The 13,377-nt window shown below is 67.6% G+C and carries 15 protein-coding genes and 1 pseudogene; 9 read left to right on the plus strand and 7 right to left on the minus strand.

Going from position 1 to position 13,377, the window contains the following annotated elements:
* Positions 1–9: 9 nt before the first annotated feature.
* The 3 genes from E8A12_RS13490 to E8A12_RS13500 all read left to right on the plus strand — a co-directional run bounded on the left by E8A12_RS13490 (position 10) and on the right by E8A12_RS13500 (position 3,577).
* Positions 10–972 (plus strand): zinc-binding alcohol dehydrogenase family protein, encoded by a 963-nt coding sequence (locus E8A12_RS13490; RefSeq protein WP_293369553.1) that lies wholly within the window; start codon positions 10–12, stop codon positions 970–972.
* Positions 973–1,127: 155 nt separating this feature from the next.
* A complete protein-coding gene (locus E8A12_RS13495) occupies positions 1,128–1,652 on the plus strand; it encodes a DNA starvation/stationary phase protection protein (RefSeq protein ID WP_293369555.1) in 525 nt (174 codons plus the stop codon).
* A 329-nt stretch (positions 1,653–1,981) separates the two neighbouring features.
* The gene (locus tag E8A12_RS13500) at positions 1,982–3,577 is read left to right on the plus strand and encodes a hypothetical protein (RefSeq protein WP_293369558.1); all 1,596 of its coding nucleotides are present in this window, start codon (positions 1,982–1,984) and stop codon (positions 3,575–3,577) included.
* 709 nt (positions 3,578–4,286) lie between these two features.
* Here the strand turns inward: E8A12_RS13500 and E8A12_RS13505 are convergent.
* Positions 4,287–5,084: a hypothetical protein gene (locus E8A12_RS13505; RefSeq protein ID WP_293369561.1), complete on the minus strand. Its 798-nt coding sequence runs from the start codon at positions 5,082–5,084 to the stop codon at positions 4,287–4,289.
* Positions 5,085–5,326: 242 nt separating this feature from the next.
* On the minus strand, positions 5,327–5,851 hold the full coding sequence (locus E8A12_RS13510; RefSeq protein WP_293369563.1) for a plasmid mobilization relaxosome protein MobC: 525 nt from the start codon (positions 5,849–5,851) through the stop codon (positions 5,327–5,329).
* Positions 5,852–6,063: 212 nt separating this feature from the next.
* Here E8A12_RS13510 and E8A12_RS13515 point away from each other — a divergent pair, with 212 nt between their 5' ends.
* Together E8A12_RS13515 and E8A12_RS13520 are read left to right on the plus strand one after the other, a co-directional pair.
* Positions 6,064–6,651 (plus strand): DUF2239 family protein, encoded by a 588-nt coding sequence (locus E8A12_RS13515; RefSeq protein WP_293369565.1) that lies wholly within the window; start codon positions 6,064–6,066, stop codon positions 6,649–6,651.
* Between the two features lie 39 nt (positions 6,652–6,690).
* A complete protein-coding gene (locus E8A12_RS13520; protein ID WP_293369567.1) occupies positions 6,691–7,242 on the plus strand; it encodes an SOS response-associated peptidase in 552 nt (183 codons plus the stop codon).
* 13 nt (positions 7,243–7,255) lie between these two features.
* Here E8A12_RS13520 and E8A12_RS13525 read toward each other — a convergent pair whose 3' ends face one another.
* The 3 genes from E8A12_RS13525 to E8A12_RS13535 form a co-directional block, all read right to left on the minus strand.
* Positions 7,256–7,462, minus strand: a complete 207-nt coding sequence (locus E8A12_RS13525; protein WP_293369570.1) for a DUF3126 family protein — start codon at positions 7,460–7,462, stop codon at positions 7,256–7,258.
* 80 nt (positions 7,463–7,542) lie between these two features.
* Entirely contained in the window at positions 7,543–8,379 is an 837-nt protein-coding gene (cysE, locus tag E8A12_RS13530; protein ID WP_293369572.1) for a serine O-acetyltransferase, read from the minus strand.
* A 29-nt stretch (positions 8,380–8,408) separates the two neighbouring features.
* Positions 8,409–9,023, minus strand: a complete 615-nt coding sequence (locus E8A12_RS13535) for an NUDIX hydrolase (RefSeq protein WP_293369575.1) — start codon at positions 9,021–9,023, stop codon at positions 8,409–8,411.
* 86 nt (positions 9,024–9,109) lie between these two features.
* Between E8A12_RS13535 and E8A12_RS13540 the strand changes: the two genes are divergently transcribed.
* A complete protein-coding gene (locus E8A12_RS13540; protein ID WP_293369578.1) occupies positions 9,110–9,727 on the plus strand; it encodes a nitroreductase in 618 nt (205 codons plus the stop codon).
* Positions 9,728–9,865: 138 nt separating this feature from the next.
* Here E8A12_RS13540 and E8A12_RS13545 read toward each other — a convergent pair whose 3' ends face one another.
* A complete protein-coding gene (locus E8A12_RS13545) occupies positions 9,866–10,585 on the minus strand; it encodes an SDR family oxidoreductase (protein WP_293369581.1) in 720 nt (239 codons plus the stop codon).
* A gap of 95 nt (positions 10,586–10,680) precedes the next feature.
* Here E8A12_RS13545 and E8A12_RS13550 point away from each other — a divergent pair, with 95 nt between their 5' ends.
* From E8A12_RS13550 to E8A12_RS13560, 3 genes are all read left to right on the plus strand, one after another.
* The gene (locus tag E8A12_RS13550) at positions 10,681–11,601 is read left to right on the plus strand and encodes a LysR family transcriptional regulator (RefSeq protein ID WP_293369583.1); all 921 of its coding nucleotides are present in this window, start codon (positions 10,681–10,683) and stop codon (positions 11,599–11,601) included.
* Positions 11,602–11,725: 124 nt separating this feature from the next.
* The gene (locus E8A12_RS13555) at positions 11,726–12,544 is read left to right on the plus strand and encodes an alpha/beta hydrolase (RefSeq protein WP_293369585.1); all 819 of its coding nucleotides are present in this window, start codon (positions 11,726–11,728) and stop codon (positions 12,542–12,544) included.
* 170 nt (positions 12,545–12,714) lie between these two features.
* On the plus strand, positions 12,715–13,044 hold the full coding sequence (locus E8A12_RS13560) for a transcriptional regulator (RefSeq protein WP_293369587.1): 330 nt from the start codon (positions 12,715–12,717) through the stop codon (positions 13,042–13,044).
* Positions 13,045–13,191: 147 nt separating this feature from the next.
* Here E8A12_RS13560 and E8A12_RS13565 read toward each other — a convergent pair.
* A pseudogene (locus E8A12_RS13565) lies at positions 13,192–13,377 on the minus strand (DUF4172 domain-containing protein); the annotation flags it as partial.

Below are 13,377 nucleotides of genomic sequence, written 5' to 3' on the forward strand. Positions count from 1 at the left end.
AGACGATAGATGACCGCGATGAAAGGGCTGCAATTCGAAAGATATGGATCGCCCTCGGTCCTCTCGCTCGTGGACCTGCGCGTGCCGGATCTCAAACCCGGTGAGGCGCTGGTCGAGCTCCGCGCTGCGGCGATCAACCCGAGCGACGTCAAGAATGTCGCCGGCGTCTTCAAGGCCTCATTGCCCCGGGTGCCTGGGCGCGACTACGCCGGCGTCGTTGTCGCCGGCGAAGGCTGGGTGGGAAAGGAAGTCTGGGGCAGCGGCGCAGGGTTCGGCGTGACCCGCGACGGAACGCACGCCCAGTATATCGCCGTGGACCTGGATTCGCTAGCGGAGAAGCCCTCGCGCCTCTCGATGGAGGAGGCTTCCGCCGTCGGCGTCCCCTATCTCGCGGCGTGGTCGGCCCTCGTGGAAGCAGCCGATATCCAGTCCGGCGAGACCGTCCTGGTCACCGGCGCGCTGGGAGCGGTCGGGCGGGCGGCCACCCAGGTCGCGCATTGGCGCGGGGCCAGGGTCATAGGCGCCGACGTCGTCGTTGGAACTTCAGACGCCGACGCCTTCATCGACACGAAGGCGGGCGATCTGACCGCCGAGGCGCGCAGATTGACAGACGGCCGCGGCGTCGACGTGGTGCTCGACGTGGTTGGGGGCCCGCTGTTCGAACCCAGTCTGCGGTCGCTGCGCGTCGGTGGCCGCCAGGTGGCGATCGCCAGCATCGGAAGCGGCCGCGTCGAATTCAACCTGGTTGATTTCTACCACGACCTGCATCGCCTGATCGGCGTCGACACCCTGAAGCTTACAGGAAGCCACATCGCCAGGATCATGGACGCGTTGCGGCCGGGATTCGAGGACGGCCACCTAAGAACCTCCTCGCTCCAGACATGGCCGCTGCACCAAGCCGTAGACGCCTATGAAGCCGTCGCGGCGGGCGATGGGTCGCGCAAGCACGTCCTCTTGCCACGGCAGGACTAGCCGGCCGCTTCCGCCGGAAACGTCCAGTGCGGAGGCGGCGACGCCTCAGGAATTCTCAGTCCTCCTAAACCCCGCTCCAAGGACGCCCCGCCGGTGCGGACGTAGGTTTGACTGCGGCGGACGACGAAAGCCGTCCCTCAATGAAAGGCGTTGCGATGAACAGCCCCAGCCCGAATCTCAGCATGGCCGCCGCGCTCGCCACGCCCAGCGAGCTGGGCTCGAATGCGATCGCAGACCTGTCGCAGGGACTGAATGCGCTCCTGGCGGACATGTTCGCGCTCTACATCAAGACCAAGAACTTCCATTGGCACGTCTCGGGGCCGCACTTCCGGGATTACCACCTCCTCCTCGACGAGCAGGCCGACCAGATCTTCGCCACGACCGACGCGATCGCCGAGCGCGTCCGCAAGATCGGTGGAACGACGCTGCGTTCCGTGGGCCACATCGGCCGGCTTCAGCGGGTCCAGGACAACGACGCGGACTACGTCAGCGCGCGGGACATGCTGGCCCATTTGCAGGCGGATTCCATCAAGCTGGTGGCTTGCATGCGCGACCTTCACGACCAGTGCGACCACCATCGCGATGTCGCAACCGCCAGCCTGGTCGAGGTCTGGATCGACGAGGCCGAGCGCCGCACCTGGTTCCTGTTCGAGGCGGGCCGCAACGACGAGACACATTAGCCGGCCGCCGCCGCCATTAGGGGCTCGTCATGCCTGAAATCCAAAGAGGCTCTGACTGGGGAACTGCGCTCACGCCCGGCCGCCGGTTGGACCTGGGCGCGTCGTCGCCATCGTCCTGCGCCGAAGCCGGGACAGCCGAGGCGGTCGACCCCGTTCTGGATGCGGCGGCGCCTTGGGCGACCTGCGCGGCGGCGCGACGGCGGCTCTGGCTCGGAGCGGCGCTTGGCGTCTTGGCTCTGGCCGGCGCGACGCCATCGATAGCCCAGCCTGCGACATCCCCCCGCGTCGATCCCCCGAAGTCTCACCATCGCCGAACGGCAAGGCCTGTGGTGAACGCCGCCACCTACGAGCGCGCGCTGGATGCGGTGGCCACACTCTCCGACAGGGTCCACGGCCTCGAAACTGAAGTCGATCTCCTGAAAGGCCGGCTGAACGAGCAGGCGTCGGCGCAGGTGCGAACCGACTCGGCGCTGCAACAGCAAGCCCAGGCTCAGCAGACGGCGAGGGAGCAGACCGCGCAGGCGGCCGCCGCGATCCAGACGATCCCTGCCCAGGTGGCGAGCGCCGTCGAAGCCGCAAAGCCGAAGACAGACGCGTTCTACTACAAGGGCGTCAGCATCACGCCCACCGGGTTCCTGGAGGCCGCCAACCAGTATCGGTCGCGCGCGCTTGGCAGTGACATGTTCTCGCCGTTCAACGCCATTCCGTTCGCCTCGTCCCCGATGGCCCACGAAAGCGAAGACCGCCTGAGTGCTCGCCAGTCAAGGTTGGGTCTTCTGGTGCAAGGCGATGTGGACCCGACCACCCACCTGGCGGCCTATGGCGAAATCGACTTCCTTGGCGCGGCCCAATCCGCCAACTCCAACGAGTCGAACTCGTTCACGCCAAGGCTGCGCAACCTCTATGTGACCTCCGACTGGGAAACCTCCGGGTGGCATCTCCTCGCCGGCCAGGCCTGGTCGCTGGCGACGCTGAACGGCAAGGGGATCACGCCCCGCAACGAGATCATTCCTCCACAGATCGACGCCCAGTTCATTCCCGGTTTCGTCTGGACCCGGCAACCGCAGTTTCGGGTGACCAAGGATTTCGGCAAGAAGCTTTGGCTGGCGGTCTCGGTCGAGAATCCACAGACCGTCTTCGCCGGCGCCTTGCCCCCCAACGTGATCGATCAGATCACCAACAGCACCGGCCTGTTCGCCGGCGCGGTCAACGCCACCGCGCCCGTCTCCGCGGGCGGCGGGACGCCGGTCACGCCGACTGCGGCGACCAGTTCGCTCAACCACCTGCCGGATGTCGTCGTGAAAGCCGCCTATGAGGCGAGCGTCTACGGCCGCAATCTACACCTCGAGCTCTTCGGCCTGGGCCGGGCTTTCACCGACCGCATCGGAGCCCATGACGATACGGTCTATGGGGGCGGCGTCGGCGGGGGTCTTGCCATCGACGCGGTTCCAGGGGTGCTCGACCTTCAATTGTCCGCGCTGTCCGGATCCGGGATAGGCCGGTACGGCACCTCCCAGCTGCCCGACGTCACCTTCGCCCCTGACGGGCGAATTGCGCCGATCTCCGAGACGGCGTGGCTCGCCGGCGGCACCTTGCATGCAACCCACGCCCTCGACGTCTATGCCTTCGCCGGCGAGGAGATCGTGGGGCGCAAGAGTTTCAACGCCACGTTCGGCTATGGGAACCCGCTGCTGGACCTTCAGGGGTGCTCAACTCTGGGGGGATCCTGCTCGGCCGTCACCAAGTCCGTCCTACAGGGCACGATAGGCTTCTGGCAGACGCTGTATCAGGGGTCGTTCGGACGCGCGGAGTTCGGCATGCAGTACTCCTACACCGAACGGAGCGCCCTCAGCGGCCTGGGCGGGGTCGCGCCGAGCGCCGCAGACCACATCGTCTTCACCAGCGTCCGCTTTTACCCGTTCTAGTCATCCCGGGCCCACCCGCGCCATGTCGGACTTAGATCAAGACCCAGACCCCGTCGACGCCCGCACGGTCCAGGCAGGCGTCCAGGAGGACGGCGAAGCGCGGACTGCGGCTGAACGGGAGAAACGTCTGGACGAGGCGCTGGCGGCCACCTTTCCGGCCAGCGATCCCATCGCGGTTGGGGGCATGACCTAAGGCTCGAACCTGCCCTGCGGCGCTTGGCCCAAGGCAAGGTGCCGGCGCCGGACCCGCAGGCCGACGCCCCTTGGTCTGGCCTGGCTCCTTCTTCGTTTGCCCCGCACCCAGGCAAGTCACGCCCGCCAATCAGATTTTCCAAGGGCGGGCGAGCTCCGCACGGTGTCCCGCAAAGTGCAGGTGCTGGCGGAACCCCGTGCGGCGTCAGAACCTTTAGTCTGAGCGTGTGACGCCGAACCCGTCTAATCCCCCCGAGCTAAGGTGTCCCGCAGGGGCGGCTGTTCCCCGCAGCCGCCCCACGGGGACTCTTCCGGCAAGACTGGCCGCATCGGATAGCCAAAAGAAGCTGCAGGCCGCGAGTTTAGGAACTCGCCGCGGCGACCGTGCCCCAACGATGGATACGCCCAAACGCCCGCGCACCTCCGCGCTCGGTTTTTCGCGAATTAGTCAGTCGGCCCACGCTCAACGGCGAGGCCGGCTCGCCCGGGCGTTAGGAACTTAGCGCATGATGATCGCTCATCGACCACGATCCAGGTCTGGCGACCGCCTGCCCCGGTCAAGGTCATTCGCCAGCAGGCGGGCGTTGGCGGCAAGCAGTTGGCGCGCCAAGGCCTGCCGCTGGCTCTCCACCCGCGGCATCTCCTTGACCCAAGCGAGGACCGCGCGCCCAAGAACCTGGTCGTCCGGCTCCCCCGAGGCGATCAACAGCTTGGCCTGCGCCAGGTAGAGGCCGCGGATTCGAGCCTGCCGACGGGCGATCTGGATCTCCCACGCCCGTGGCTCGGCCTCGCCGCCGAACGCCGCCATCGCCGCCTCGCGGTAGGCGTCCCGCTGGACCCGTCCCACCGTTCCTCGCCCCGCCTCCTGACGCTCGCGTATCTTCCACAGCGCCGTACCGGCCTTCAACGTCACGCCGCGCGCGCGGCGCGGCGTGGCTTCAGCCAGAACGCCGCGCTCGCGGAGCGCATACGCGAAGACCCGCCGCCAGGCGTCGAAGTCCGCCATGTTGGGATGGAGCCGTTGACCCTGGTCGCCCAGGGCGCGGATGGTCAGATGGACATGCGGTTGCCGCGTGTCGGTGTGCAGCACGAAGACGTAGTCGAAGGGGTCGGCGAGGAGCTCGCGGGCGAAGACGCGAGAAGCGTCGCGGACCGCTGAGGCATCGGTCGCCGCCGGCATGGACAACACGATCGAAAGGCTAAACGGCGTGTTGACGCGGCGACGGCTATCCACCTCGGCGATGGCGCTCCAGTCGTCAGCCAGCTCCCGAACCGCATTCCGGCCGGCGATCGAACAACCGTCGCGGTCTTCCATCTCCAGCTCGCCCTTTCGAGAGATGTAGTCGAGTTGATCTCGGAGATTGGCCGCCGTGTGCGTGCACCCTGTGATCTTGACCACAACCTCCGGCGCCCGGCCCGCGATGCGCAGGAGACGCGCACGGGTGTCATGGTCGCCCTGCGACCCAACGGCGTTCAGCAGAACGGCCGGCGTCCGGCGCCCCGGCCACACCGACGCGCGCCAGACGTCCTCGAAGCCGGCGACCGTTTGGAACGCCCTCACTCACCGACCTCCCAGTAGGCGAGGTTGCCGGCAAAGGCCTGTCGGACAGCCTGCATCTGCGCGCGGATTTCGCCCCGCAGGTTTTGGAGACAGGCCAACTGCGAAGCGAGCGAGCCGCCCTCAAGCCCGGTGGCGTTCAGGCCGCGGGCGATTTCGTTCACGTTCACGCCGATACGTCGCAGCTCCATCTGCACAGCGAACAGGGATAGCTCGTCCGCACGACAGAAGGTCGGCCGCCCCCGAAGCCGCCGCCGGATGAGGGCGGCGACCCAGGCACTGGGCGTCAGTCCGAAGTCGCGCGCAGCCGCGTCCAGACCTTGGCCATCGTCGACCGACAGGCGGACTGTCAATTGCACAGGCCGCAACGCGGGCCGCGCGGTCCCCTGGCCCAACGAGGCGTCGACGCCGACGGCCACCTCGATGAGACGGCGCACGGCAGGCGAACGGCCACCGCGTTCGATCGCCCAACCGTCAAATCGGCGCGCGAGATCGTCTGGGAGTTTCAACCTGAATTCCGCCATGCCGCCCTACGCGCGAAAGGCCGCCGCCGCGGCCAGGGGAGGAAAGTTTGCCGGTCCATGCGGCGCTGACGAGAGCGTAGACCTACCCCCCGGCGTCAACCTGTCTGGCGGCGGTTGGGTGAAATCTGCGTCTGACCTCCTCCCGTCGCGCCCCTGGCCAGCAGCGGGACTTCACAGGGACCTGCGACGTTGGTAATTATCCGGGTATAATAATGAAGCGTGACACCGACCCCGAAGCTCTCGCCCAGAGCACCTTCGCCGCCTTCGCCGGCGATCGCCTGATCGCCCGCGGCGACCTGACCAGGGTCGTGCGGGCGGCTCACGCCCATGGCGACCACGCGCTGCTGGTCCTGGAGGACCTGACGGGGCGGGTCGTCGACCTGGACCTACGCGGGTCAGCGGACGAGGCCGCAGCCAAGGTCGCGCCTGACGCCGAGCCGGCAAAACCCGTCCGCGGCCGCCCGAGGCTAGGGGTCACCGCCCGCGAGGTGACGCTCCTGCCGCGGCATTGGACCTGGCTGGCCACCCAGCCCGGCGGCGCCTCGGCGACAATCCGGCGGCTGGTCGATGAGGCGCGCCGCCATTCCGGAGCCGCCGACACCATGCGCCTGGCGCAAGAGGCGACCTATCGCGCCATGACGATCCTGGCGGGGAACCTGCCCGGCTACGAAGACGCTGTGCGGGCGCTGTACGCGGGGGATTTCGAGCGTTTGCCCGGCCTCACCGCTGACTGGCCGCCGGATATCGCCGCCTATGTCCTGGGGCTGGCGGCGACGGCGCGCGTCGCCGGAAAGACCTAAGGCGTATCGCGCCGCCTATCGAGAAACAAGCTTACTACGATGTGCAACGAGTACCGGTTCAAGCAGTCGCTCGACCACCTCGCCGACAGCTTCAGCCAGCTGAACATTCCGCTCCATTGGGCGGCCGGCGCGCCGAACCTGGAGCCGCGCGACTCCATCCGCCCGACCGATCCGGCGCCGATCCTCGTGGGCTCGCCGGACGGCGCCGAGCTGAAGCAGCTCCGCTGGGGTTTCGCCAACCCGCACAACGGCGGGCCGATCATCAACTTCCGCTCGGACGGCCGCCGTTTCGCCACCGGCCGTTGCCTGATCCCCGCCGACGGCTTCTATGAATTCACCGGCGCCAGGGCGCCGAAGTCGAAATGGCTGTTCACCGCCGCAGACGACAGCCTCTTCTGCATCGCCGGTCTGGCGCGCGAGGACCGTTTCACCATGCTGACCATGGAGCCCGGTCCGGACATCGCGCCCTATCACAACCGCCAGGTCGTCATCCTGCCGCGTGAGCAATGGGCAGCCTGGCTCGGCGCCTCGCCGGACGCGAAAATCCCCGCGCTTCCGGCCGGCAGCCTGAATGTGGTGCAGATCCGCTAGGGGGCACGACGCCCTAGGGCAGATCTTCCGCCAGGATCGCCATCTCGAACATGAACGAGCCGTCGCCGTCCTCGTCCTCGAAGACCACGCCGACGAATTCCTCGCCGATATAGACCTCGGCGCTATCCTTCTGCTTCGGACGCGGCGTCAGCGCGATGCGGGCGTTGGCGAAGGTGCCGCGCAGGTGGCCCTCGAGCTTCCGGATCATTCGTTCGTCCACGCCGTCACTCCTTGAGCCTCAAAAGCGGCGCGAACCTAGCCGGTCACGCCGCCCACGAAAACCAGGAACGGCGTAAAACCTCAGATCACGTAGTCGTAGACCGTCTCGGCGAGCGTGTGGTCCATGCTTCGGGCCGGCTCGTCGCAGGTCGGGCAGTTGACCAGGCGGGCCGGAACGCCCGCCGCCGTGCAGCCCGCCGGCACCGGCTTCAGGACCACCGAGCCCGAGGCGATCTTGGCGTAATCGCCGATCTCGATGTTGCCCAGCACCTTGGCGCCAGCGCCCAGCAGGACGCCCTTGCCGATCTTCGGGTGGCGGTCGCCGCGCTCGGCGCCCGTGCCGCCAAGCGTCACGCCCTGCAGCATGGAGACGTCGTCGCCGATCACCGCGGTCTCACCGATCACGATGCCCGTGCCATGGTCGATGAAGACGCCGCGCCCGATACGGGTCGCAGGATGGATATCCACCTGGAAGAGCTCGCTCATCCGGCTTTGCAGATAGAGCGCCAGCGTCTCGCGGCCCTCTTCCCACAGCCAATGGGCCACACGCTGCGTCTGCAGCGCCAGGAAGCCCTTGAAGAACAGGAACGGCTGCAGGTAGCCCTTGCAGGCCGGATCACGCTCGAACACCGCCTTCAGGTCGGCCTCGGCGGTGGAAACCAGGGCCGGATTGGCGGCGTAGGCGTCCTCGGCGATCTCGCGGATGCTCATGGCGCGCAATTCCTGGTCGCCCAGCTTGCGCGCGAGTTGATAGCTCAGCGCGCCATCCAGCGTCTTGTGGTTCAGGATCACGGCGGCCAAGAGGCTCGCCAGCGCGGCCTCCTTCTGGCCCGCGGCCTCGGCTTCGTTCCGCAGCGCCGCCCAAACCGGCGGCGCTTCGGCCGGGTCGACGATTTCCAGGCGTTGTTGCTGGCTCATCTGGTCCTCCCGCCCCATCAGGCGTCCCCCTATCCTAGCATGGCCCGCGCCAAAGCGCCCGGCAAAGCCCCTTCTTGGGCCATATGGTAGCCCCTGAGCAGCATCGCCACCGTCAGCATGTCAGGAAGATATCCGGCCATCGCCGCGTCCAGCGCCTCGCGGAAGGGCACCCGCGCCATGACGATCGCTTCGGTCTCGTCGGCGGCATGGCCCGCGGTCGCTGGCGACAACCCCAGCGCCAGAAAGCCGATCATGCGCTCGTCGGTGACCGAGTTGGACAGTTGCACGCGCATCACCTCGCGCCACTCCGCGGCGGCCAGTCCGGTCTCCTCGGCCAGTTCGCGCTTGGCGCCCTCCAGCGGATCCTCGTCCAGCGGCGCGCCACCCTCCGGCAGCTCCCAGCTGTAGTCGCCCAAGGGGAACCGGTGCTGACCCACCAGCACGATGGTCCCGTCCTCATGGATCGGCAGCACCGCCACCGCCAGGTTCTTGAACCGAACCAACCCATAGGGGGACGGCCGGCCGGTGGGCGCGATAGCCGTCTGCTCGATCACCCGGATCCAGCCGCTCTCGAACGCCAGGCGCTCGACCCCCGGCTTCCAGGGCTCGCCATGCGGCTGCAGCCAGGCGGGTTTGTCGGCCATCCTTTAAGCGCCTCTCCTTGCGGTGCGGGCGGGCGCACCCATAAAGGAGCCATCCTATCGTCTTCTTAAGCCCACGAGGCCCTCCCGTGACCGCCGCCTTGCCGCCCGCCCCGCAATTCGGCGCGCCCGTCCCTCAAGCGCCGGCGCCCGAAGTCCTGCGCTTCCTGGCCACCCGCCGGTCCGCCTCGGCCGTCACCCTGGCCGAACCGGCGCCGGACGCCGGCGAGCTCGACACCCTGCTGCGCCTCGCCGCGCGGGTTCCCGATCATGGCAAGCTGGCCCCCTGGCGCTTCGTGATCCTCGAGGGACCGGCCAAGGCGGCCTTCGCCGCGCGCCTGGAGGCGCTCGCCCTCTCGCGGGGCGACCAGACCGCCGCCGCCAAGCTCGGCAAGCTGAAGATTCCGCCGCTCTGCGTGGCGGTGATCGCCTCGCCCCGGGAAGCCTCGATCCCCGCCTGGGAACAGGAGCTGTCCGCCGGCGCCGTCTGCACGACCCTGCTCTACGCGGCCCAGGCCCTGGGCTACGGCGCGAACTGGATCACCGACTGGTATGCCTACGACGCCCAGGCCAACGCCGTCCTCGGCCTCTCGGCTGGGGAACGGGTGGCCGGCTTCGTGTTGATGGGGACGCCTCGGGAACCGCCGATGGAGCGCGAGCGGCCCGACGTCGCGACCCTGGTCAGCCGCTGGCGCGACGCCGGCTAGACCTGCTTTCAGGGCGCAGGTCCGCCGCCTGGCCAGACTCCAGAAACCGAGCCCGACACCAAGCGGCGGTTGATCATGTCAAACGTCCCGGCCCGGTCTGCACCGCGAGCGGGCTTCGCTCCATCATCCCTACGCCGCCTAGGTGAGGAGGCTGCCGCCGTCGACGTGCAGCACCTGGCCCGTCACGTAGGTCTGGCCGATGAGATAGAGGTAGCCTTCCGCAATCTCCTCCGCCCGGCCGGCGTGGCCGACCGGCAGTCGCGCGGCCTCGGAGGCGTAGAACGCGTCGCGTGCGGCATCGCCCATGCCGGCCCAGAGGTCTGTCATCACGACGCCGGGCGCGACACAGTTCACCCGCAGGGGCTTCAGTTCCACGGCCAGCGCGCGAGTGAGCCCCTCCATCGCGCCGCAGATGCTCGACGCCGCCGCCCAGCCTGGGCCGAGCGGCCGAGCTCCTGCCGTGCCGGAGGTGAACACCATGGAGCCGCCGTCCCGGATCGACTTGCGCGCGTATTTCGCCGCGGTGAGCGCGCCCCAGTATCGCAGCTCGAAAAATCGGCGGACCTTGGCGAGATCGGCGTCCAATTCCAGGAGGTCCAGGGGCTCTCCCGCCGTGTAGACGAGGTGATCGAACTCACCCACCGCCTCGAAAAACGCTTCCGTAGCCCTCTCGTCCGAAAGGTTGACCGCTCGGCCCTCCGCGCCCGGCCCCAGGGCCGCGACCGCCGCCGTCACCCGCGTTTGAGAGCTTGAGCCGACCACGACCCTCGCGTCCTGTTCAGCGGCGGCCTTGGCGACCGCGAAGCCTATGCCGGACGTGCCGCCGAGCACGACGATGCGTTGTTCATTCAAGGTCATGGCGAACTCCTCAGGTTGGAAGGCGCCACGATCCGCTTTGTCTAAGCCGGAATCCAACGCATCTTTGTCATCCCAATGATGACGGAAATTCAGCCATGATGTTCGACGCGCGCTTGCTCTCGGGGGTCGGTGTGATGGCCGCCGTCGTCGAAAACGGCGGCTTCGCCCGCGCGGGCGAAGCCGTCGGATTGACGCCATCGGGGGTCAGCCGGGCCATCGCGCGGCTTGAGGCCCGGGTGGGCGCGCGGCTCTTCGACCGGCATCCTCGCATGGTGGCGCTCACCGAGGCCGGCGCGCGCTTCCATGCCGAGGTCGCGCCGCTCCTGGCCGCCATCGCCGAGGCCGCCGAGACAGCCGCCGCCGACTCCACCCAGGTCCGTGGGCGATTGAAGTTGAGCGTCGATCCGTGGTTCGCGCGCATCGTGCTCGCGCCGCGACTGCCGGCGCTGCTGGCGCGCTATCCGGAGCTTTCCCTGGAGCTTCGGGTCACCAACGCCTTCGAGGAGATGCTGGGCGGCGGGGTTGACCTCGCCTTGCGCTTCGGCCCGCCGCCGAATTCAGGCCTGATCGCTCGCAAGCTATCGGAGACGCGCATCCTTACGGTCGCCAACCCGGCTTACTTGGCCGGCCGCCCCGCGATCCGCGCGCCCGCCGACCTCGCCAGGCACGAGGCGATCCTGTTCCGTGATCCGCAGTCCGGCCGGCCATTCACCTGGGAGTTCCACCGCGGCGGCAAGACGATCGAAGTCCCTGTCGCCGGCCGCCTCGTGCTGGACGATCCCTCGGCGGCGCTGGCCGCCTGCGAGGCGGGACTGGGCCTCTTCCAGAGCTTTGAACTCGGGCTTGAGCCCTGGCTGGACAGCGGTCGCCTGGTCACCGTGCTGGGTGATTGGGCGGAGGAGCGCTTCCCGCTCCACGCCTACTATGCCTCGCGCCGCCAACTGCCGGCGAAGGTGCGCGCCTTCCTGGATTTCATCGCGCTCAGCCTGGCGTCCGGCGCGAACCGCTCGGCGTAGCCCAAGGCTGTGCGCCAAAGCCTGACGCCCGATCTGTCGCCCGGGACGCTGGCGGCGCGCAATCGGCGGGCGTGCTCTAGCGACCGTTTTGGCGTGCGCCCACATAACCCTCTCAGGTGATGGCATGGAGGTCGTGATGATAGACCGACGCGTCCTGTTGGCGACCCTGAGCGCTAGCGCCGCGGCTTCGCTTAGCCTCCCTCCGGGCCTGGCCGCCGCGTCCGCGCCGCCGAAGGCGCGCAACGTCGTCCTCGTACACGGGCTATTCGCTGACGGATCGTGCTGGTCGCAGGTGATCGCACGTCTGCAGGCGGCCGGTCTCAACGTCACGTCCGTGCAGAATCCTCTGACGACGTTGCCCGACGCGGTGGCCTCGGCCGAGCGCGTGCTGGCCCGGCAGGATGGCCCGACGGTTCTGGTGGGGCATTCCTTTTCGGGGATGATCGTCACCGAGGCCGGCCTGCATCCCAATGTCTCGGCGCTCGTCTATGTGGCGGCGCGGGCGCCGGATGCGGGCGAAGACTACGCCGCGCTGGCCAAGGGCTTTCCGACGCCGCCGGCCACCGCCGGTATCGTGTTCGATGGCGATGAGGGTCGCCTCAGCGAGGCCGCGTTCCTACGCGACTTTGCCGGCGACCTGCCGCAAGCGAAAGCGAAGGTGCTTTATGCCACCCAGGAGCCCTTCAACAGGACGCTGCTGACCGGCAGGACCACGCAGGCGGCCTGGCGCTCGAAGCCCAGTTTCTATGCCGTGTCGACGGAAGATCGGACAATCAATCCAGATCTCGAAAGGTTCATGGCCAAGCGCATGGGCGCCAAGACCATCGAGGTAAAGGCCAGCCATCTGTCGATGATCTCTCATCCGGCCGAAATCACGAGACTCATCATGGAAGCGACGGGCCTTCACGGCGCGCATGCGCGGCTGGACGACGGCGCTGGCTAGTGTTCCGACGCAGTGATTATGACTCTTTGAGCGACCGCCCGACGCGTCGCGATGGCCAGCCATCCGTGGGCCGAACCAACCCGGCAAATTCACTGCGTCGCAACGCGACATCGACGACGCGAAGAGCTGCTGGGATGACTACAAGAGTCGAAAGAAAGGTAAGGCGTGAGATGCCACTAACCCGTTCGTTCAAAGAGACCGTTCAACTTCGAGTCCAGCAGGACCCTGCGTTTGCAGCGGCGCTCCTCGCCGAGAGCGTGGATGCCTTTCTCGGTGGAGACATCGAGACGGGTAAGGCCGTTTTGCGCGACTACATCAACGCGACGATTGGATTTGAGAAGCTGGGAACCGTGACGGGCACACCGCCCAAGAGCCTCATGCGGATGTTTGGGCCGAGCGGAAATCCGAACGCTCGCAATCTCTTTGGCGTGCTCGGTGAGTTGCAAAGACAATCCGGTGTGCATTTGCGCGCGCAGTCCGGGCGCGAGCCTGCACTTTGAAAGCAAGGGCCGGAGGCTCGTGTTCCGACGCAGTGACTATGACTCTTTGGCGTGGCAGGTTGCGGACATCCAGCGGCAACCTCTTCGGCTATGGCGATGACCCAGGAGACTGCCGCTCAATAGACTGCTCCAGTAGGATCGCCCGCGCTATGCCACCTCGGCCAGAGAGTAGCTCGTACTGCGGCCGCCGGCAGCGTCCTTCACAAGCATCTCCTGTTTGACCAGATCACTGATGTCCCGTGATGCCGTATCCTGAGAGCACTTCGCGAGCGCCGCGTACTTCGAGGAAGTCAGCTTGCCTTCGAAGCCGTTGAGTAGGCGATTGAGGACGAG

This window comes from Phenylobacterium sp. (assembly GCF_004799395.1).
In the GTDB taxonomy this organism is placed as follows: domain Bacteria; phylum Pseudomonadota; class Alphaproteobacteria; order Caulobacterales; family Caulobacteraceae; genus Phenylobacterium.

Excerpts from the sequence above, each read along its gene's own strand:
- cysE (WP_293369572.1), bottom strand. The coding sequence starts at position 8,379 with ATGAGCCAGCAACAACGCCTGGAAATCGTCGACCCGGCCGAAGCGCCG.
- E8A12_RS13505 (WP_293369561.1), bottom strand. The coding sequence starts at position 5,084 with ATGGAAGACCGCGACGGTTGTTCGATCGCCGGCCGGAATGCGGTTCGG.
- E8A12_RS13515 (WP_293369565.1), top strand. The coding sequence starts at position 6,064 with ATGAAGCGTGACACCGACCCCGAAGCTCTCGCCCAGAGCACCTTCGCC.
- E8A12_RS13510 (WP_293369563.1), bottom strand. The coding sequence starts at position 5,851 with ATGGCGGAATTCAGGTTGAAACTCCCAGACGATCTCGCGCGCCGATTT.
- E8A12_RS13495 (WP_293369555.1), top strand. The coding sequence starts at position 1,128 with ATGAACAGCCCCAGCCCGAATCTCAGCATGGCCGCCGCGCTCGCCACG.
- E8A12_RS13490 (WP_293369553.1), top strand. The coding sequence starts at position 10 with ATGACCGCGATGAAAGGGCTGCAATTCGAAAGATATGGATCGCCCTCG.
- E8A12_RS13550 (WP_293369583.1), top strand. The coding sequence starts at position 10,681 with ATGATGTTCGACGCGCGCTTGCTCTCGGGGGTCGGTGTGATGGCCGCC.
- E8A12_RS13555 (WP_293369585.1), top strand. The coding sequence starts at position 11,726 with ATGGAGGTCGTGATGATAGACCGACGCGTCCTGTTGGCGACCCTGAGC.
- E8A12_RS13545 (WP_293369581.1), bottom strand. The coding sequence starts at position 10,585 with ATGACCTTGAATGAACAACGCATCGTCGTGCTCGGCGGCACGTCCGGC.
- E8A12_RS13520 (WP_293369567.1), top strand. The coding sequence starts at position 6,691 with ATGTGCAACGAGTACCGGTTCAAGCAGTCGCTCGACCACCTCGCCGAC.
- E8A12_RS13560 (WP_293369587.1), top strand. The coding sequence starts at position 12,715 with ATGCCACTAACCCGTTCGTTCAAAGAGACCGTTCAACTTCGAGTCCAG.
- E8A12_RS13535 (WP_293369575.1), bottom strand. The coding sequence starts at position 9,023 with ATGGCCGACAAACCCGCCTGGCTGCAGCCGCATGGCGAGCCCTGGAAG.